Annotated in this window: 16 protein-coding genes, 1 pseudogene and 1 riboswitch; of the genes and pseudogenes, 12 read left to right on the forward strand and 5 right to left on the reverse strand. The window is 72.1% G+C overall.

Annotated features, from left to right (window positions below; genetic code table 11):
- Nucleotides 1-109: 109 nt before the first annotated feature.
- On the forward strand, nt 110-550 hold the full coding sequence (locus ACFXGX_RS40395) for an Lrp/AsnC family transcriptional regulator (protein WP_384802520.1): 441 nt from the start codon (nt 110-112) through the stop codon (nt 548-550).
- A 258-nt stretch (nt 551-808) separates the two neighbouring features.
- Here ACFXGX_RS40395 and ACFXGX_RS40400 read toward each other — a convergent pair whose 3' ends face one another.
- Complete coding sequence (locus ACFXGX_RS40400; protein WP_384802562.1) at nt 809-3,004, reverse strand: FUSC family protein; 2,196 nt, start codon at nt 3,002-3,004, stop codon at nt 809-811.
- A 230-nt stretch (nt 3,005-3,234) separates the two neighbouring features.
- Here ACFXGX_RS40400 and ACFXGX_RS40405 point away from each other — a divergent pair, with 230 nt between their 5' ends.
- Complete coding sequence (locus ACFXGX_RS40405) at nt 3,235-3,864, forward strand: GNAT family N-acetyltransferase (protein ID WP_384802523.1); 630 nt, start codon at nt 3,235-3,237, stop codon at nt 3,862-3,864.
- A gap of 56 nt (nt 3,865-3,920) precedes the next feature.
- Here ACFXGX_RS40405 and ACFXGX_RS40410 read toward each other — a convergent pair whose 3' ends face one another.
- The gene (locus tag ACFXGX_RS40410; protein ID WP_384802565.1) at nt 3,921-5,375 is read right to left on the reverse strand and encodes an MFS transporter; all 1,455 of its coding nucleotides are present in this window, start codon (nt 5,373-5,375) and stop codon (nt 3,921-3,923) included.
- A gap of 186 nt (nt 5,376-5,561) precedes the next feature.
- Here ACFXGX_RS40410 and ACFXGX_RS40415 point away from each other — a divergent pair, with 186 nt between their 5' ends.
- Together ACFXGX_RS40415 and ACFXGX_RS40420 are read left to right on the forward strand one after the other, a co-directional pair.
- Nucleotides 5,562-6,017, forward strand: coding sequence for a MarR family winged helix-turn-helix transcriptional regulator (locus ACFXGX_RS40415; RefSeq protein WP_384802526.1), 456 nt, complete (start codon nt 5,562-5,564; stop codon nt 6,015-6,017).
- A gap of 141 nt (nt 6,018-6,158) precedes the next feature.
- Nucleotides 6,159-6,722, forward strand: coding sequence for an exonuclease domain-containing protein (locus ACFXGX_RS40420; protein ID WP_384802529.1), 564 nt, complete (start codon nt 6,159-6,161; stop codon nt 6,720-6,722).
- A gap of 190 nt (nt 6,723-6,912) precedes the next feature.
- On the opposite strand, the gene ACFXGX_RS40425 is transcribed toward ACFXGX_RS40420, so the two are convergent.
- Nucleotides 6,913-7,506: a DinB family protein gene (locus ACFXGX_RS40425; protein WP_384802532.1), complete on the reverse strand. Its 594-nt coding sequence runs from the start codon at nt 7,504-7,506 to the stop codon at nt 6,913-6,915.
- 230 nt (nt 7,507-7,736) lie between these two features.
- Between ACFXGX_RS40425 and ACFXGX_RS40430 the strand changes: the two genes are divergently transcribed.
- From ACFXGX_RS40430 to ACFXGX_RS40440, 3 genes are all read left to right on the forward strand, one after another.
- Nucleotides 7,737-8,111: a VOC family protein gene (locus tag ACFXGX_RS40430; protein WP_384802535.1), complete on the forward strand. Its 375-nt coding sequence runs from the start codon at nt 7,737-7,739 to the stop codon at nt 8,109-8,111.
- A gap of 327 nt (nt 8,112-8,438) precedes the next feature.
- The gene (locus ACFXGX_RS40435) at nt 8,439-9,143 is read left to right on the forward strand and encodes a beta-glucanase (RefSeq protein ID WP_384802538.1); all 705 of its coding nucleotides are present in this window, start codon (nt 8,439-8,441) and stop codon (nt 9,141-9,143) included.
- Between the two features lie 396 nt (nt 9,144-9,539).
- Nucleotides 9,540-10,286 (forward strand): alpha/beta fold hydrolase, encoded by a 747-nt coding sequence (locus tag ACFXGX_RS40440; protein WP_384802541.1) that lies wholly within the window; start codon nt 9,540-9,542, stop codon nt 10,284-10,286.
- A 13-nt stretch (nt 10,287-10,299) separates the two neighbouring features.
- Here ACFXGX_RS40440 and ACFXGX_RS40445 read toward each other — a convergent pair whose 3' ends face one another.
- Nucleotides 10,300-10,530: a hypothetical protein gene (locus ACFXGX_RS40445; RefSeq protein ID WP_384802544.1), complete on the reverse strand. Its 231-nt coding sequence runs from the start codon at nt 10,528-10,530 to the stop codon at nt 10,300-10,302.
- 419 nt (nt 10,531-10,949) lie between these two features.
- Nucleotides 10,950-11,121, forward strand: a riboswitch (cyclic di-AMP (ydaO/yuaA leader).
- A 7-nt stretch (nt 11,122-11,128) separates the two neighbouring features.
- Here ACFXGX_RS40445 and ACFXGX_RS40450 point away from each other — a divergent pair.
- Nucleotides 11,129-13,261 carry an NlpC/P60 family protein gene (locus ACFXGX_RS40450; protein ID WP_384802547.1) on the forward strand — a complete coding sequence of 711 codons (2,133 nt, stop codon included), beginning with the start codon at nt 11,129-11,131 and terminating at the stop codon, nt 13,259-13,261.
- Nucleotides 13,262-13,319: 58 nt separating this feature from the next.
- Here the strand turns inward: ACFXGX_RS40450 and ACFXGX_RS40455 are convergent, their stop codons facing one another.
- Nucleotides 13,320-13,637 carry a hypothetical protein gene (locus ACFXGX_RS40455; protein WP_384802550.1) on the reverse strand — a complete coding sequence of 106 codons (318 nt, stop codon included), beginning with the start codon at nt 13,635-13,637 and terminating at the stop codon, nt 13,320-13,322.
- A 224-nt stretch (nt 13,638-13,861) separates the two neighbouring features.
- Here ACFXGX_RS40455 and ACFXGX_RS40460 point away from each other — a divergent pair, with 224 nt between their 5' ends.
- From ACFXGX_RS40460 to ACFXGX_RS40475, 4 genes and pseudogenes are all read left to right on the forward strand, one after another.
- Entirely contained in the window at nt 13,862-14,392 is a 531-nt protein-coding gene (locus tag ACFXGX_RS40460) for a helix-turn-helix transcriptional regulator (protein WP_384802553.1), read from the forward strand.
- An 84-nt stretch (nt 14,393-14,476) separates the two neighbouring features.
- Nucleotides 14,477-15,652 carry a DUF2306 domain-containing protein gene (locus ACFXGX_RS40465; RefSeq protein WP_384802556.1) on the forward strand — a complete coding sequence of 392 codons (1,176 nt, stop codon included), beginning with the start codon at nt 14,477-14,479 and terminating at the stop codon, nt 15,650-15,652.
- A gap of 89 nt (nt 15,653-15,741) precedes the next feature.
- Complete coding sequence (locus tag ACFXGX_RS40470; RefSeq protein ID WP_384802559.1) at nt 15,742-16,671, forward strand: hypothetical protein; 930 nt, start codon at nt 15,742-15,744, stop codon at nt 16,669-16,671.
- A gap of 226 nt (nt 16,672-16,897) precedes the next feature.
- Nucleotides 16,898-17,317 (forward strand): annotated as a pseudogene (locus tag ACFXGX_RS40475) (hypothetical protein); the annotation flags it as partial.

The raw sequence follows: 17,317 nt of genomic DNA on the forward strand, positions 1-17,317 counted from the left end.
ACCGAACAGGACGTGGACCGGCACACCGAGGTCTTCGCCGCCGCCCTGGCCGAACTTTCCGGCTGAACGCCGCCGATAAACTCGGACCCGCCGGCCGGAGAGGAACAGCGTGGACGAGATCGACCGGGCCATCCTGCGTGAGCTGCAGATCGACGGCCGTATCGCCTATGCCGAACTCGGCCCCAAGGTAGGGCTGTCCGCGTCGGCGGCCCGCCAGCGCCTGCAACGCCTGCTCGACTCGCAGGCGGTCCAGGTCGTCGGCGTCACCGACCCGATGGGGATGGGCGGACAGGCGATGGCCCTGCTCGGCATCGCCGTGGACGGTGATCCGCGAGCGGTCGCCGACACGCTGGCCGAACGGGCCGAGGTCGTCTACTCGGTGCTGACCTCGGGCGGCTTCGACCTGTTCGCCGAGGTCGTCTGCCCCGGACCGCGGGATCTGCTGGACTTCGTCAACGACGTCGTACGCCAGATCGAGGGCGTCCGGCAGGTGCAGTCGTTCCCCTACTTCGGCATCCACACGCACCGCTTCCTCTGGAACGTGGGCTGAGCCGCCCGGCGGGCTAGGGCCTGTCGTTTGGATCATGTGGCTGGACGCGGGGCAGGGCACGCGCTCCCCCGAGCTCTGCGAGCAGGGGGGACCCCCTGCGGCGTTGTCGTCGGTTGCCGACGTCCCCCAGCCTTCGGCCGGGAGGTGCCCCCACCGCGTCGTCGCCCTCCTCCGCCTTGCAGCTGCACGCACGCTGCCCCGCTCGACCCAGCCGACAAGGCGCCGCGTCTCGGCGCCACCTGATCCAAACGACAGGCCCTAGCGTGCCGCGCTCCGGGCCGGCTTCTTGGCGGGTGTCGAGATCCGTACCCCCAGCGGGCGGGCCAGACCGATCACGCCTTCGTCGAGTCGCTGGAGATGGCGCAGGACGCGGCCCGTGACGCGGTCGTGCCGGGGCGAGTCCGGCGTGTCCGCCTCCAGCATGGCGGCGAGGCTCGGCCCGGTCTCCGCGACACCGTCCCCCGCGTCCGCCGCGACCCGGGCGACGAGGATGTCGATGTTGTGGCTGATCCGGCGGCCCGCCAGTTTGAGCCGGGGATCCGCGGCGACCGACCTGCTGTACGGGAGGAGTTCGGCCGTCGCGGCGAGCGACCGCGCGTGATAGGCGCACGTCTCCAGCAGGGCGACGATGTAGCGGGCGGTCTGACGGCGGGCCCGCCACGGAGTGATCGGATGGGTCAGGGGTTTGGTGGAGGCCCGCAGTTTGTCCAGCGCGACGTCCAGCTCGCGGGCCTTGTCCAGCAGATCGAGGGCGATACCGCCGCTGAGCTGCTCAACCGCCGCACCGCTGACGTCCCCGAGCCGGACGAGCACGGCGGCGAGGAGCTCGTCCGTACGGCGGTCGGTCTGCACCGGAAGGACGACGATGGCCGCGACCATCCCGCAGATCGCGCCGAGCGCCGTCTCCTCGATCCGCAGGACGAGAACCGCCGGACTGTAGGTGTTGAGCACCGTGTACAGCAGCCCCAGCATCGCCGTCACGAAGAAGGACATCAGGACGTACGACACGGGAGCCGTGAAGTACATGGCGAAGATGAACACCAGGACCAGGGCGAACGCGGTCCACGTGTGGCCGCCCACCACGCCTGCCAGGAGGACACCCGCGACCACGCCGAGGACCGTCCCCAGCAGCCGGCGATAGCCCTTGACCAGGATCTCCCCGGTCGAGGAGGTGTTCAGGAAGACGACCCAGCAGGTCAGCACCGCCCAGTACCACCGCTGCGGGGAGAGCAGTTCCCCGCCGACGATGGCCAGGGTCGACCCCACCGAGACCTGTACCGCCGCCCGGGTCGTCGGCCGGTCCAGCCCCGTGGGGTGCGGCTCGTCGTCTTCGCCCTCCTCGGCGGCGATCGACGCGTCCTCGGCGTCCAGTTCCTCCCGGGAACGTTTCGTCTCGGGGGAGTCGTCGGTCTCGTCCTGGGGGCCGTCGAGCGCCAGCCGCAGTCCGAGGGCCGCGCGGGTCGCCTCGCCGATGCCGCGGAAGACGTCCTGCACGGCCGCCGGGGCGTGCGGCAGGTTCTGCTCGTCCCGGTAGCCGAGGAGCCGGTTGCGTAGCTGGGCCACCCCGGCGCCGTGCTCACCCGTGACCGGGCCCGCGACGAGTACTTGCAGCGCTTCGAGGTCGCGGTGCAGCGTCGCGATGGTGTCGTCCTGCTTCTCGAGCCGGTCCGCCACCGCGGGCAGCGGCGCGTGCGGCAGGTGCAGGGCGAGCGTGTCGGGCTGTTCGGCGCTGCGCGCGGTGAGGATGAGGATGCCGAGCCGTTCCGCGGCGATCTCGGTCTCGGCGACCCGCCGCTGGAGCAGCGAGGCGGTCGCGCCGTCGGCGGTTCCCTCGTCCAGGCGGTCCTGGATCATCATCGCGCTCTCGTGCAGTCGCGCGGTGTGCAGCCGTACGTCGTCCAGGGCTTTCTCTACGTCGTCGGGACCGGCGTCGAGAAGGTCGATCTGGACGGACACCAACTGGGCCACGCGAGCCCGGAACGCCTTGCGCAGCCGTTTCAGGACCCGCTCGGTCGACTCGGCGATGACGGCGAAGCGCACCACGGCGCTGCAGACGAAGCCGATGGCCAGCGTCGCCCAGAGTTCGGGCAGGGAGGAGTAGGTCGCTCCGCCGAACAGGGAGAGGAAGTAGATCTGGAAGGCGATCAGCCCGAGCGCCGTACCGCGGTCTCCGTACCGACGGCAGTAGACCGCGGCGAAGATCAGGGCGACGAAGCACGCGTCGCTCGCGAACGTGTGACCGCGCAGCAGCGCCCCCAGCGACATCGAGGTGAGCGCCACGGGCAGGCCGAGCGCCAGGGTGACGGCCTGTTCGCCGCGGTGCTTCTCCTTGATGGAGAACGTGGCGACCATGGCGGTCATGGCTCCGGTCACCATGCGGCTGGGGCCGGATCCCATCAGGCCGAGCACGGCGAGGGTGAGGGCGATCGCGCCGACGGTCCGCAGTCCGGCCATGAGCCGCAGCAGGCCCGGGTCGGAAGCCACGAACCGGTTCCAGATCGCCGCTCGGTTCGGCCGAGTCACTGTCCTCACGCTGCCGTCGTTCCCTGCTCCCAGGTCATGATCCGGTACTTCAGCATGGCACCTCACGGCGCCCCGTGCCGGATGGTGCCTGGGCGTCCCGCCTCGAGGAGGGCGCGAGCACACCCTTGTGGGAGCGCTCCCAAGCGGTCAGGATTGCCACCATGACGCCAGTGCCGACCATTCGCCCCTACCGGTCCGCCGACCGCGCCGCCGTCGCGGAGGTGTGCGTGAGCACCGCGGACCTCGGAGGGGATTCGCGTGCCCTGTATCCCGACGAGGAGCTGATGCCGACGCTCTTCGCGGCGCCCTACTGCCATCTGGAGCCCGGTCTGGCCTTCGTCCTCGACGACGGGAGCGGCCGGGCCGTCGGCTATGTGGTCGGCACCGGAGACACCGCGGACTTCGCCGCCCGGTTCCGCGACACCTGGATCCCCCGGGTCGCGCACCGCTATCCCGAACCCACGACACCGCCTCGCACACCCGGCGAGGTGATGGTCGGACTGCTGCACACTCCCGAGCGCATGGTCCTGCCCGAACTCGCCGCCTATCCGGCGCACCTGCACATCGACCTGCTGCCGGACTTCCAGCGGCGCGGCCACGGAAGAGCGCTGATGAACACCTTCCTCGCCGCGCTGCACGAACGCGGGGTGCCGGCGGTCCACCTGGGGATGGTCACCGCGAACAGACCGGCCAGGGCGTTCTACGACCGTCTCGGCTTCCACGAGATTCCCGTCGAGGACCCGGGGCCGCTCACCTACCTCGGCAGGCCGACCGCGGTGGCGGCGACGTGAACGCACCGGTTCCGGCGGACGGGGGTCGCCGGAACCGGTGCGGGGGTGCGTGAGCCTCAGCGCGTGGCCGTGGCCGCCTCCGGCATGGCCGTGGGGCCGGCCTTGTCGTCTCCGGCGGCGGCGCGCGCGGCCGGGATCACGGCGGCGATGGCCGCGGCCACCAGGGCGACACAGCCACCGACGACGAGGCCGGTGCGGAAGCCGCCCTCGGAGGTGAAGGTGTAGCCCGCCATGCCGGTCGTCATCTGCGCGAGGATGACGCCGATGACCGCCGAGCCGACCGAGGTGCCCAGCGAGCGCATCAGCGTGTTGAAGCCGTTCGCGGCGGCGGTCTCGGCGAGCGGGACCGAGCTCATGATCAGGGCCGGCATCGAACCGTAGGCGAGACCGACACCGCTGTTGATGACCATGCAGGTCAGCATGAGACCCCAGGCCGAGCCCATGAGGGTGAGCGACAGTCCGTAGCCGAGGGCGATGACGAGGACACCGCAGATCAGCGTGAACTTCGGGCCCCGGGCGTCCGTCAGCTTCCCGCCGAGCGGGGAGACGATCATCATCATGATGCCGCCGGGTGCCATCCACAGGCCCGCCGCCAGCATCGACTGGCCCAGGCCGTAGCCGGTGGTCTCGGGGAACTGGAGAAGCTGCGGGATGATGAGCATGCTGGCGTACATGCCGAAGCCGACGAAGATCGAGGCGACGTTGGTGAGCAGGACCCGGGGGCGGGCGGTGGTGCGCAGGTCGACCAGCGGGTCCTGGGTACGCATCTCCCACGCGCCCCAGGCGGCCAGGATCACGACGGCGGCGGCGAGCAGCCCGAGCGTCGTCGCGGAACCCCAGCCCCAGTCGGCGCCCTTGGAGACACCGAGGAGCAGGCAGACCAGGCCGGCGCCGAGTCCGAGCGCGCCGAGGATGTCGAAGCGCTGACCCTTGGCGGCGGCCGGCACGTCCGGGATGAGGAACCAGATCAGTGTCCCGATCGCCACCGCCAGCACGGCGGAACCCCAGAAGAGGACACGCCAGCTCGTGTACTGGGCGACCGCCGCGGAGATGGGCAGGCCGAGGCCGCCGCCGATGCCCATCGAGGCGCTGACCAGCGCGATGGAGGAGCTCAGCTTCTCCGCCGGCACCACGTCACGCAACAGGGCGATGCCCAGCGGCACCATGCCCATGCCCATTCCCTGCAGGCCTCGTCCGACGATCATCGGGACGACGGACGAGGAGAGCGCGCACACGACCGAGCCCGCCACGAGCGGGACGGAGCAGGCGAGCAGCATCCGCCGCTTGCCCACCAGGTCGCCCAGCCGTCCGGAGACCGGGACGCAGACGGCCGCGACCAGCAGGGTGACGGTGATGACCCACGCGGAGTTCGCGGGCGTGGTGTGCAGGATCTGGGGCAGCTCGGCGATGAGCGGGGTGACCAGCGTCTGCATGATCGCCGCCACGGTGCCGGCGAAGGCGAGCGTGGCGACCACGCCGCCCGCTCGGGCGGAAGGCTGGGGGGCGTCCATGAGGGACTCCTCGGGGATCTGACTGTCGGGCAAGGGATGTGCATCGTACATGTCGTATGTATCGCGCATGTGATGTGGTTCATGCATGCGATGTGGCCCGTGCAGGTGGGTGTGGGAACATGGAGCCGGGCCGCACCGATGTGCGCGGGACGCGCGGCCCAGGTGACAGCGGGAGGCGGCAGGCGGATGGTCAGGCCCACACACGAGGTCGAGTACGAGCAGATGCTGCTCAGCCGCCACGGATGGATGAACCACAGGGGCGGCCGCACCAAGGACGGTGTCCTGGAGCGCAGCGCGTACATCCTCCTCAGCCGGATCCGGATCCAAGGGCCCATGTCGATCGGTGAGTTGAGCGACGCCTTCGGGCTCGACGCCTCCACCCTCAACCGGCAGACCGCGGCGGCGATGCGCGCCGGGCTCGTCGAGCGCATCCCCGACCCCGACGGCGGCATGGCCCGCAAGTTCCGCATCACCGACGAAGGGGCGCGGCTCCTCGACCAGGAGCGGCAGGGGCTCATCGATTCACTGGACCGAGTCATGACCGACTGGCCGGAGGATGACATCGCCGCGTTCGCCTCCTACCTGCGGCGCTTCAACACGGACATCGAGCGCATCGGCGGCCGTCCCTGGCCGCGCCCCTGATCCGCCGTCCCTGATCCACAGTCCCTGGCCGCGCCCGTGGCCCGCGGCCCGGCCGCCGAGCCCGAGCCTCGTGGCGGAGTGCCCGCGCCGGAGCGGAAAACGGGGCGACGTGGTGCCGCGTCGCGTTCTACGCTCGCCCGCATGAAAAATGCGGGGGGATTCTTGAATGTCGTCGATGTCGAGGCGACCTGCTGGGAGGGGGAGCCTCCGTCAGGAGCGGTCAGCGAGATCATCGAGATCGGTCTGACGGTCGTCGACCTGGACGAGGGCGTGCGGGTGGCGAAGCACCGCCTTCTGGTCAGGCCCGCGCGGTCGGCCGTCAGCGCGTTCTGCACCGAACTCACCGGGCTGACGCAGGGCGAGGTCGAGCAGGGGCTCGGATTCGCCGAGGCCTGCCGGGAGTTGGCCGCGCGGCATCGTGCGGGGGAGCGGGCGTGGGCGAGCTGGGGCGACTACGACCGCCATCAGTTCACCCGTCAGTGCTCGGCCACGGCGACTCCGTACCCCTTCGGGCACCGGCACACCAACGCGAAGGCGGTCTTCACCGACGCTCACGGGCTGCGGAAACGGCCCGGGATGGCACAGGCCCTGCGCCTCGCCGAACTGCCCCTGGAGGGACGGCATCACCGGGGCGAGGACGACGCGTGGAACATCGCCGCGCTCGTCCTCGACCTGGCGGGGCGCGGGGCGTGGCCGGGCGCCTGACGGCCTCGTCACCCGGGTCTCGGCCCGGCGGATCGGGATCCGGGTGTCTGACGGTCTTGTGACCCCGGGGGTCGTTCCGGTGGATCCGGCCTGCGTGCCTGCCCCGGTCACCCGGAGGTCTGTACGGTGGATTGGTCGCGCGTGCCTGCCCCGGTCATCCGAGGTTCGTCCGGTGGATCGGGCTCCGGCGTCAGGCGTCCTTGCCGGCGTCCCGGGCCGCCTGCTCCAGCCGCGCCCGATAGTCCTCCCACCACGCCGGGTCGCCCGGCATCAGGCTGTCGTTGTCCTCGCTCAACCCGGCCGATCCGTCCATGAGTTCGCGGATGATGTCGGCGTGCCCGGCGTGCCGCTGGGTGTCGGCGATCACGCGGACGACCGCGTGATGCAACGTCACCTCGTTCTTCCCGGCGGGCCACCACGGCACCGTGCCGGTCGTCTCCAGCGGCAGCGCCTCGATCGTCGCGTCCGCGTGGGCCCATGCCCGGCGGTAGAGCCCCACGATGAACTCGCGCGTCTCGTCGGCGGTGGCCCACATGTCGCCGTTCGTCTCCTGGACGTGTTCCAGCCAGGGCAGCGGCTCGCCCGACAGCCGTCCGAAGGTGTCGCCGAGGTAGCCCAGTTCGATGGTGGCCACGTGTTTGACGAGACCGAGGAGGTTGGTCCCGGTCGGGGTGAACGGACGGCGGATGTCGTACTCCGAGAGACCGTCGAGCTTCCAGATCAGGGCGTCACGAGCCGACTGCAGGTAGCGGTGAAGATCGGCCTTGGCATCCGGTGAAGTCATGGCGTCCAGTCTGCCGCTCCCGAGGGCGTTGTCGTGGTCGGTCCGATCAAGTACCGTCACCGGCGTGAACACCGGACCGGCGCCTCGCCACACACGGATGGGCGATCCGGTGGAGGGCTGATCGCGCGGTGGGTGCGCCGCGGGCGCCACCCCAGTCCGGCACGTGGACCACCCGGTGCTTGTGCACCGCGAGTCCGTCTTCCGTGTCGAGCACTGCTGAGGTCAGCCGTATGACAGTCACCTTCAATCACACCATCGTCGCAGCCAAGGACCGCCGCGAGTCGGCACGCTTCTTCCGGGAGCTGCTGGAACTGCCGGAAGCGCCGTCCTGGGGGTTGTTCACCAATGTCCAGCTCACGGACGGCGTGCTGCTGCAGTTCGCCGAGCCCCCGGTGGACATCCAGATGCAGCACTACGCGTTCCTGATCGACGACGAGCTGTTCGACCGCGCGTACCGACGGCTCCGCGCCGACGGCGTCGAGCACTGGGCCGACCCGCAGATGAGGCGCCCGGGGGAGATCAACAATGAACACGGCGGCCGCGGCGTGTACTTCAAGGACCCGGCCGGCCATGCGATCGAGTTGATCACCCGCCCGTACCTGTAGCCGGGCGGAGCCCGGCCGGGGCCGCGGCACCCGGCCGGGCAGCCGGCCGAACCGGTGCGTGGGCGTGTGGCGCGGTGCGATCCGCGATCCGCGATCTGCATCCGCGATCTGCATCCGCGATCTGCATCCGCGATCTGCATCCGTGATCGGCGAGGGGCGCGGGGCGCAGGCGGCGGCGCGCGGTACGTGGAAGACGCCGCGCGCCGGAGTACGACCGGTTCACCCCGATGGGTTGTTTTGTGGCGGGTTGAGATGAACAGGGCGTGGATGTCGGAGGCTTGGGGAGAACCTGGACGTTCGCGAAACGCCGTCATCGAGGAGTGCCGCGTGTCCGATGTCGTCTTCACGGCGGATTTCGCCTCGACTCGTCAATGGGTCGCGGGCCATTCCTGGGCCTATCCCGACGGCGGTCCGGTCAACCCGGACGACGGCAAACTCGACCACCTGGTCACCGACCCCTCCTACAGCCGGACGGGCCGCTTCCGGGCCACTCGGCGCCCGGACGGCGACTGGGACGCGGGCCTGCTCACCACCGAGGGCAGCGCGGACGGGTTCATGGTCCGCACGGGGGACGTGCTGGAGGCACGGGTCAAGCTGCCCACGGTGACGGGGGCCTGGCCGGCGATCTGGACGTGGCGGGACGGCGGTCAGGAGATCGACGTCTTCGAGTACCACCCCGACAACCCCGACCTGCTGGAACTGTCCAACCACGTACGCAACACCCACCGCTACTACCGGAACCCCGCGATCCAGCCGGGTGCCTGGGTCGACCTCGTGGTCGAGCTCGGCGCCCTCCGGGTCGTGTGGTGGGTCAACGGAATCCGGGCTTTCGACGACCGGCGCGGAGTGGGCAGATCCTGGCACGCCTATCTCATCGTCAACCTCTCCGTCTGCGCGGGGCGATACCACCCGCCGCCGCCTCCCGAGGCCTCCGAGATGGACTTCGAGGTGGCCCGGCTGGCGGTCCGCAGGCCCCCGGCCGGCAGACCTTTCCCCGCGACGGAGGAGTACGAGGCCGACGTCCTCGACTGACGCCGGAGCGGGGCCTCGGCAGATGCAGCCGGGCAGGTGCATCCGCCGGGGCCCTCGGCGCGGAAGTACGGCATCAGAAGCGACGCTGCGCCGGTGCGCGTCGCGCCGACGGGTGCCGAGGGCCATGCCGAATCCGCAACCGGGGGACGCCCCCGAGTCCGCCTACGTCAGTCACGTCGGCAACTGCCGCACGTGCCAACGGGAGTCGGGGCGCTGCCCGCAGGCGGCCCGCCTCTGGCGTTTCTACCAGGAATGGCGCAATGGTTACCGCGCGCGGCCCGAGCCCGCGGAGTGAGCCGCGGAGTGAGCTTGGGGCGGGTCCGCGGTCGGTGAGACGATTCCTCCTCACGGTTCAGTGCGAGGCGTGGACGAAGCGCCGGTAGGTGGAGAGGTGTCATGCGAGGTTCTGTGCGGATGTCCGCCGACGATGTGTCCCGGTCCGGGGAGACCGGCGCCTCCGTGGCGCTGCGGCCCTGCCGCGTCCCTCGTCCGGACGGGGAACCGGCGCGCGCGGCCGTACTGATCCTTCACGGCGGCACCGCCGACAGCAAGGCCCCGTTGCGGCCGTGGAACCTGGCACGCGCCCGGATGCGGCCGTTCGTGCGCTCCGTGACACGGGCCCTGGCGGACGAGGACACGTTCGTCGGGCAGGTGCGCTACCGCCACCGGGGATGGAACGGCGCGGACGCCGACCCCGTCGCCGACGTTCTGCTGGCACTGGACGAACTCGCCGCTCTGGTGGGGGAGGTGCCGGTCGTGCTCGTGGGTCACTCGATGGGCGGGCGCGCCGCTCTGCGGGCCGCGGCCGCACCCCAGGTCCGGGCCGTGGTGGCGCTGGCACCCTGGTGCCCGGAGGGTGAGCCGGTGACCCACCTCCGGGACAAACGCGTGATCGTGCTGCACGGGGACCGGGACCGGGTCACCGACCCCGTGGAGTCGTTCGCCCTCGTCCGCCGGGCCGCGGAGGCTGGTTGCTCCGCGAGCGCCGTGCGGGTCGAGGGCGGGGACCACGCGATGCTCCGCCGCGCGCGGACCTGGCATCGGGCCACGGGCGCTACGGTCGCCGAGCTGGTGACCCTGATCGGCGCCGGCCTCGACCCGCTCCCCGCCGAACGGCCGGGCGCAGAGCCTGGCGTTCTGTAGGGCGTCCCGGGCGTCAGGAGCCCGGTGTGTCGAGCCGGTCGTCGGGATCGGGGGTGGGGGAGAAGGCGCGGCGCGTACCCGACGCCGGTCGTGCGGCGGACGAGGGAAGCGGGGCGCCCGTCGACGGATCCCAGCTCAGGATCCACTCGAAGTCGCGTTGCAGCCGACGTGCTTCGCTTCGCACGAGCGTCGGTATGTCACCGCGTTCGGAGATCAGTTGGGCATAGATCGGGGCATCGTGCACGTGGGGATCCTCGACTCGCTCTCGTGGTCTGACGTGCTTCGACGGTACGGCCGGCAGGTGGTCGCAGCGGTGATCCGGCCAGCTCGGCCAGAACCGGTCAAGGTGTGACCAAAGGGCGCCGTCGATGTCGAACGACATGCCAGGGAACGCCAGTTCTGTGCACACTTTCGACACATCCGAGTTGGCCGGACGTGTGACCCGCGGCTCCGGACCGGGCGCCGGCCTCGCTCGTCCCAACGGCCGTGCTCAGCCGCCTTTTCGAGTACGGCCCGTGTCCTCACGGTCGCGCTGCGGGACGGTGCGATGAAGGTCACGAAAATGTATCGGACATCTGGGACGTGGATCTTCACATCGGGTGCACACCATCGCTAAGTTGGCGACCAGGCCGCCCGACTCCCTCCGGCGAAGCTCGCCGGGCGGTGCGGCCTCCGCCGAGTCCTGCCTGTCCTCGTGGCAGCGGGAGCCGGGGACCCACCGAACCTGGGGTGAATCGGCCAACTGCCTTTCGGGGCAGGGGCCGTAGGGCATACCTTCCGGAATCGTCCGCCCGAACCCGACAGCTAACCCGGTAGGCGGACGACGGAAGGAGCACCACTCCATGGCGCCGGAACGCACCCCGCCCAGCGGCGAAGAAGTCGCCCGACGACTCTCGTCCCTCTACGACCAGGCGGAGCTCGCCACCGGTAACTTCAACGGGACCCGCGCCCTGGCGAACTCCAACCGCAGGCCGGGCCGACGGAACGCCGGTCAGGGGAGCGGAGTCTCCGACGCCGCCCAGGACGACCTGATGCGCCAGTGGTTCGACGGGGCGCGTTCCCGGTTCGGACCCTCGGCCCCGGCCGCGCTACCGGCCGACAGACAGCCGGAGCGTGGCGGCGGAGGTGCTCGTCCGAAGGAGGCCGCGAAGGGGTCCCGTGGGTCCTCGTCGGACCTTCCGACGATCTACGAGCTGGAACAACTCGTACGGCCCGTTGCCGAGTTGACGGCCGCCCCGGTGCTGGAGCTGACCGCCGGTCCGGCTTCGGAGCCGGGTGCGCGCCCCGCACTGGAGCTGACCGCCGGTCCGCCCGCCGCGCTCCCGGCCGGCGGCGCCCCGGCGGCACCGGGATCCGAGGTGGCGGTCCGTGCGGGGCTCCGCGCGGGGGCCGTTCCGGCCGCCGCGCCGCAGCAGTCCTCGCCGCACGTCAAGAAGCAGAGCGCCCGGCGCAAGCTCGCCGTCGCGCGGGAGCTGATGGCGCGGCACATGGCACGGCAGGGCATGCCCGTGGCGCAGATGCCGGCCATCGAGTACCGGCCGGCGGCCCCGCAGACCGGTTCGTTCCCGACGGCCCCGCAGACCGGTTCGTTCCCGGCGGTCGGTCAGACGGGTTCGTTCCCGGCGGTCGATCAGACCGGCTCGTTCCCCTCGGTCGCCCAGACCGGTACCTTCCCGTCGGTCGCTCAGCCCACCGCGTTTCCCGCGGCTCCGCAGACCGCCGCGTTCCCGTCCGCCGCGCAGACGGGCACCTTCCCGTCGGTCGGACAGACCGGTACCTTCCCGTCGGTCGGCCAGACGGGTTCGTTCCCGTCGGTCGCTCAGCCCACCGCGTTCCCGGCGGCTCCGCAGACCGCCGCGTTCCCGTCCGCCGCGCAGACGGGCACCTTCCCGTCCGCCGCGCAGACCGGTACGTTCCCGTCGGTCGCTCAGGCGCCCGCGTTCCAGGCGGCGCCCCAGCCGACCCCGTACGAGGCGGTGCCCCAGGCCGCGCCCGCGCCCGGGGTCTTCGACACGGGTTCCATGCCCCGGGCGTACGAGCCGGCGCCCCCGGCCGCCCAGCCCAAGGCGGTCATCCTGCCCCGCGGGTACGAAGCGCCCGCCCCGGCCCCCGAGTACACGTCGGTGCTCCTGCCCCTCTCGTACGAGAAGCCGACGCGTCCCAGCGGGTACCAGCCGGCCCCGGTGCCCCCGATGAGCCAGCCGGCGCCCCAGCCTCCGGCGTACGAGGCCGCGCCGCGCCCCGCCGCCTATCAGCCGGCCCCGATGCCTCCGGTGAGCGAGCCGGCGCCCCAGCCTCCGGCGTACGAGGCCGCGCCGCGTCCGGCCGCCTATCAGCCGGCCCCGATGCCTCCGGTGAGCGAGCCGGCGCCCCAGCCGCCCGCGTACGAGGCCGCGCCGCGTCCGGCCGCCTATCAGTCGGCTCCGATGCCCCCCGCGAACCAGCCGACGCCTCCGTCGGCCGACGACGCCTGGCGGCAGTCGTTGCGGCCGACCGGCAACCAGCAGGCGTGGCCCGCCGCCCCCGGGGCCGCCGGCACGAACCCGGGGTTCGACATCGACAGCCTCGTCACCGGTGCGGTAGCCGTCGCCGCCGTCCCGCCGGTCGTCGGACACGACAGCAGAGCCGCCGAGGCGGTCGCCTTCGCCCGCGCTCAGATCGGCAGCCCGTGCGTGTGGGGAGCGTCCGGACCCGGTTCGTACGACCCCTCCGGTCTCACCCAGGCGGCCTGGAAGAGCGCGGGAGTCATGCTCCCCCGTGCGACGCAGGAGCAGGCGCAGGCCGGCCCGGCGGTCGACCTCGGTGCCATCCAGCCCGGTGACCTGGTCTTCTTCCACGCCAACGTGAGCCACGTGGGTCTCTACGTGGGGGACGGCATGATGGTCCACGCGCCGAGTCCCGGAGCGCGGATCAGCGAGGAGTCGGTCGAATACGCCGGACGGGCGGCCATCCACAGCGTCGTACGCCCGGTCTGAGCCCCGGCTCGGCCGTCCTGGACGTACCCGGCACCGGGCCGTCCAGGACGTAGCGCCGTCAGAACTCGCTGTCGATCCCCGTGACGGCGGCGGGTCCCAGCGGCGCGTCGTCCGCGGTCAGGCCGCTGTCCAGGAGCGCACCGGAGACCAGTCGTACGGCCTCGGCCTCGGCGCTTCTCCGGTCCGCCGCCTCGACCTCGAGCCGGACGGAGAACCTGTTGTCCTCGTCGACGGAGAGCAGGCTCAGCTCCTCGCTCTCGCCCAGGTCCGTGTTCTGCGGGTCCTGGGGGCGAAGCCTGCGTTCCACGTCGGCGCGGGAGGCCTCCGGGAGGCCGTGGACGAACGTCCCGGGAACGGTGATGACGTAGGTGGTCACAGGAGCTCCTAGTGCGGCCGGCGCGAGGGCCTGAAGTGCGGTCGGTTGTGTGATCGCCCGTATACCCCGCATTGTGCCGGGCACCCGGCTCTTCTTCGCGTCGGGCGGCGCCCGACGTGCCGCGGCCGCGTGCTCGGCGGAGCCCGCCGTGCGGAGCCCGCCGGCGGCGGCCGGACCCCGGCGGTGCCTGCCGCGCGGTGATCGCGTGGCGATACCGTCGCCCCATGGCTGACGCTAGGTTGACCACCGCCTCGTACCTCGTCCTCGGCATCATCGACAAGCTGGGCGAGGCCAGCGCGTACGACGTGAAAGGGGAGGCGGCGCGGACGGTCGCGCCCTTCTGGTCGGTGCCGCACGCGCAGGTGTACGCGCAGTGCGACCGTCTCCTCGACGCCGGGATGCTGTCCCAGGTGCGGCAGGAGAGCGGCCGCAACCGCAGGGTGCTGACGCTGACGGACCAGGGCAGGGCCGCCCTGCGGGGCTGGCTCGACGACCCCGCGTTCGTCCCGGTGGAGGCCCGCGAGCGCGGCATCCTCAAGCTGTGGTTCGGCGGCGAGCCCGGCGTGCTCGGCCCCGTACAGCTCGACGAGCACCGCAGCACCCTCGGCGACTACGAGGAACTCGCCGAGACGGTCGGCGAATTGCTGACGCGCGGGCAGCGGGACGCGCTCGAGTTCGGAATCCGGTACGAGCGGATGATGATCGACTTCTGGCAATGGGTGCAGCGCCGGGACGAGGACACGACAGACCGTTGACCCCGGCGATGGACGGCCCTACCGTCTCGATAGTCCAAACGAGACTATTGATGGCCGGGTCGCGGCCACGAGCAGGGAGTCGTCGTGCGTCGTCCAACGGGCACCACCTGGCGCCGCCTCGCCGTCATCGCCGTGTCGGCCGTGTGCGTGGGCTACGCGCCGATCGCGATGACCGAGCTGTGGCCGTACGCGAGCCCCGGCGCGCCCGCGTTCGGTGAGTGGATCCTGGCCCACGTGGTCTCACCGCGCTATGTGGCCGACGCGCTGGCCACCCGGATCGGGCCGTACCGCCACAGCCTCGTCCCGATGATCGTGCACTCCGTTCTCGGCGGCGTGCTGATGCTGCTGGGTCCCGCGCAGGTGCTCACCGCCGTACGGCGGCGCGTACGGCTGCACCGGGCCCTCGGGGTGGTCTTCGCGCTCACCGTGTACGCCTCGATGGCCGGCGCCGGTCTGTATCTGGCGCGCACGGCGCCCGAGGACGCCTTCAGCGGCGCCGCGTTCTGGATCGTGCTCGCGACCATCCTGGTGGGCACCGTGATGAGCGTGACGTTCGGCGTGCTCGCCGCCGTCGGCGGGTTCCCCGACCTGCACCAGCGCTGGATGCTGCTGTGCTACGGCTTCCTGCTGACCGCCCCGCTGCTCCGGTTCGAGTGGGGTGGCCTGCCGCTGATTCTGCCCGGACTGTCCATGGCCGAGATCAACCAGCTCGCCACCATGCACCTGGGCTCCGTCGTCGCCTTCGGCGCCCTGATCGCCTCGCGTTCCCTCGACCGGCGCGTGAAGGTCGCCGGAGTCTCCGGTTCGTGGGCGCCCGTGCCCGTCCTGGCCGTCGCGCACCTCGCCGGGGCGGCCGCGCTGGCCTGGATCGTGCGCGCCTCGCTGGACCACGGCACGCAGGGGCGCCGGCTCCTGCTCGCCTACCTCCTGCCGTACGCCGTCACGTACGCGGTGATGGCCCTGCGCGCGAGGCGGGCCGGCCGGGAGGGCCGCCTCTGGGCGCGCGAGGAGTGGCGCCTGCACTGGGTGGCCCAGTGCCTGGCGCCGGTGCTCTCGGTCGGGGCCGCCCCCCTCTTCGAACGGTCGCTCGGGCTCGACGGGCTCACGGCGCTGGCCGCGGGGGCGGCGATCGGCTGCGGCATGATGGCGTTCACGGCGACCTTGATGGTGAGCATGCGCGTCATGTACGCACGGGAGGTCCTCAAGAGGGCCCTGCCCGCCCCCGGTCCGGCCGCGCGCCTGTCTGCACCGGTCTCGTAGCCCCCGCTCCGGCCCCTCTTCGCTCCCGGTCGGCTCGTTCACCGCATCCGTTCACCCCCTCGCGCCCTTCGTCCGGAAACGGAATCCTCATGCCGAACGCATCCGACCCGCCCCGGACCGACGACGACGTCCCGGGGCGCCCCGCGTCCCTCGCCGCGGGCGGGCGGCCGCTGACCGCGGGAGTGGCGATGCTGGCCACAGCGGTCGCCGTGGTCAGCGTCCTTGTCGGCGGTCTGCTGGCGGCCGTGGCCCTCACCGGACACGTCTTCGGCGCGTGGCGCTCCGACGAGTCGCTGACGCCGGGGCTGATCGGCGCGGCCATGCTCGGCACGTCCCCCGGCCTGTTCGCGCTGAACCGGGTCCGCGCCTGGCACGAGGCCCGCTCGCTCGTCCACCCGCTGGCCGTGGTGCTGGTCGGGCTGTTCACGGTGAGCCTGCTCAACGCGGGCCAGTTGTACATCGCCCGGGGCGGTTCCATCGTCCCGGTGCTGTTCAGCCTCGGCTGGCTCTTCGTGCTCGGCGCGCTGTGCGTGTGCGCCCTGATCACGCTGGCCTGGCAGTACCTCACCCCCGGCCGAGCCCCCGGCCCGCGCGGTGCGCCGCTGCCCGGCTGGTCGAAACCGGCGCTGGCCGTGCTCGGTTCGGCCTGGCTCGGTATCGGTACGGGCCTGCTCGTACGGCCCGGCTTCTGGGCCGACTTCGTGCCGTGGAGCGTCGGCCGCGCCGACGCGCAGGGGCTCGGGGTATGGGCACTGGCCCTCGGCGTCGGCGTCCTCGGAGCGCTCGCCGAGGACGACCTCGGCCGCACCGGACCGGCCCTGATCGCCCTGCCCGGCACCGCCGTGGCCGTGACCGTCGTACTGGCCTGCCGCGCCTCCGCCGTCAACTGGTCCTCGGGTCCGGCGCTTTGCCTCGTCGCCATGGTGGCCGGGCTCCTGCTGGCCGGCCTCGGCGGACGCGTCCTTCTGGCGCGGTCCCTGGCGGCACAACCCCGGCAGACCCCCGCCGCCGAGAGCTGAGAACCGAGGGCCGTGGCCGAGGCCCGAGGACGCGGACCGGCGCTTCGCTGCCGACTCCCGGAAACGTTGTCCACGTCATCTGTTCCGGACGGAGGCAGGGCCGTGGTCCCTGCCCGGGCGGCAGGATACGAGGCGTCGACCGACGAGGAACGTTGCCGGGGGTGGTACGGGTATGTGCCGGTGGCGTCGTCCTCCGCCCGTCCAGGAGCCAGATCTGACGGCGTACGTGCGGAGCACGGTGTGGGGTCCCGCCGAGTTCGTCGGATGGCCGCCCAGGCTGCTGGTGGGGGAGGGACTCCTCGCCGGGGCGCTCGGAGCCGGATCGATCGTCGGCGCCGGGGTCGCCGGCGACCGGACCGGCGTACCCGTCCTGGCGAGCGGTGAGGCGGGCCTCGTCTGCGCCGGGATCCTCGTCCTGCACCTCGTCCGCCTGCGGGCGGGGCGGGCACTGGTCGGGATCGTCGCGGCCCTCGGCGTGTGCCTCGCCCTCCAGGCCCCGCCGGCCGCGGCGGACGTGGTGCCGGTGGACGGGGAGCGGGTGGCGCCCATGGTCGTCATGTCCGTCGACGACGAGGGGAAGGCGGGCGCGGGCCGCACCCGTTACCTCTGCTCGGTGGTCGCCCGGGGCGGCGCACCGCTCACGGTG

This window comes from Streptomyces sp. NPDC059371, from assembly GCF_042751995.1.
Taxonomy (GTDB): Bacteria; Actinomycetota; Actinomycetes; order Streptomycetales; family Streptomycetaceae; genus Streptomyces.

What these genes read in the sequence shown, in the direction of transcription:
- ACFXGX_RS40405 (WP_384802523.1), top strand. Translation starts at nt 3,235, where the DNA reads ATGACGCCAGTGCCGACCATTCGCCCCTACCGGTCCGCCGACCGCGCC.
- ACFXGX_RS40415 (WP_384802526.1), top strand. Translation starts at nt 5,562, where the DNA reads ATGGTCAGGCCCACACACGAGGTCGAGTACGAGCAGATGCTGCTCAGC.
- ACFXGX_RS40425 (WP_384802532.1), bottom strand. Translation starts at nt 7,506, where the DNA reads ATGACTTCACCGGATGCCAAGGCCGATCTTCACCGCTACCTGCAGTCG.
- ACFXGX_RS40440 (WP_384802541.1), top strand. Translation starts at nt 9,540, where the DNA reads ATGCGAGGTTCTGTGCGGATGTCCGCCGACGATGTGTCCCGGTCCGGG.
- ACFXGX_RS40460 (WP_384802553.1), top strand. Translation starts at nt 13,862, where the DNA reads ATGGCTGACGCTAGGTTGACCACCGCCTCGTACCTCGTCCTCGGCATC.
- ACFXGX_RS40420 (WP_384802529.1), top strand. Translation starts at nt 6,159, where the DNA reads ATGAAAAATGCGGGGGGATTCTTGAATGTCGTCGATGTCGAGGCGACC.
- ACFXGX_RS40470 (WP_384802559.1), top strand. Translation starts at nt 15,742, where the DNA reads ATGCCGAACGCATCCGACCCGCCCCGGACCGACGACGACGTCCCGGGG.
- ACFXGX_RS40410 (WP_384802565.1), bottom strand. Translation starts at nt 5,375, where the DNA reads ATGGACGCCCCCCAGCCTTCCGCCCGAGCGGGCGGCGTGGTCGCCACG.
- ACFXGX_RS40450 (WP_384802547.1), top strand. Translation starts at nt 11,129, where the DNA reads ATGGCGCCGGAACGCACCCCGCCCAGCGGCGAAGAAGTCGCCCGACGA.
- ACFXGX_RS40430 (WP_384802535.1), top strand. Translation starts at nt 7,737, where the DNA reads ATGACAGTCACCTTCAATCACACCATCGTCGCAGCCAAGGACCGCCGC.
- ACFXGX_RS40400 (WP_384802562.1), bottom strand. Translation starts at nt 3,004, where the DNA reads ATGGCCGGACTGCGGACCGTCGGCGCGATCGCCCTCACCCTCGCCGTG.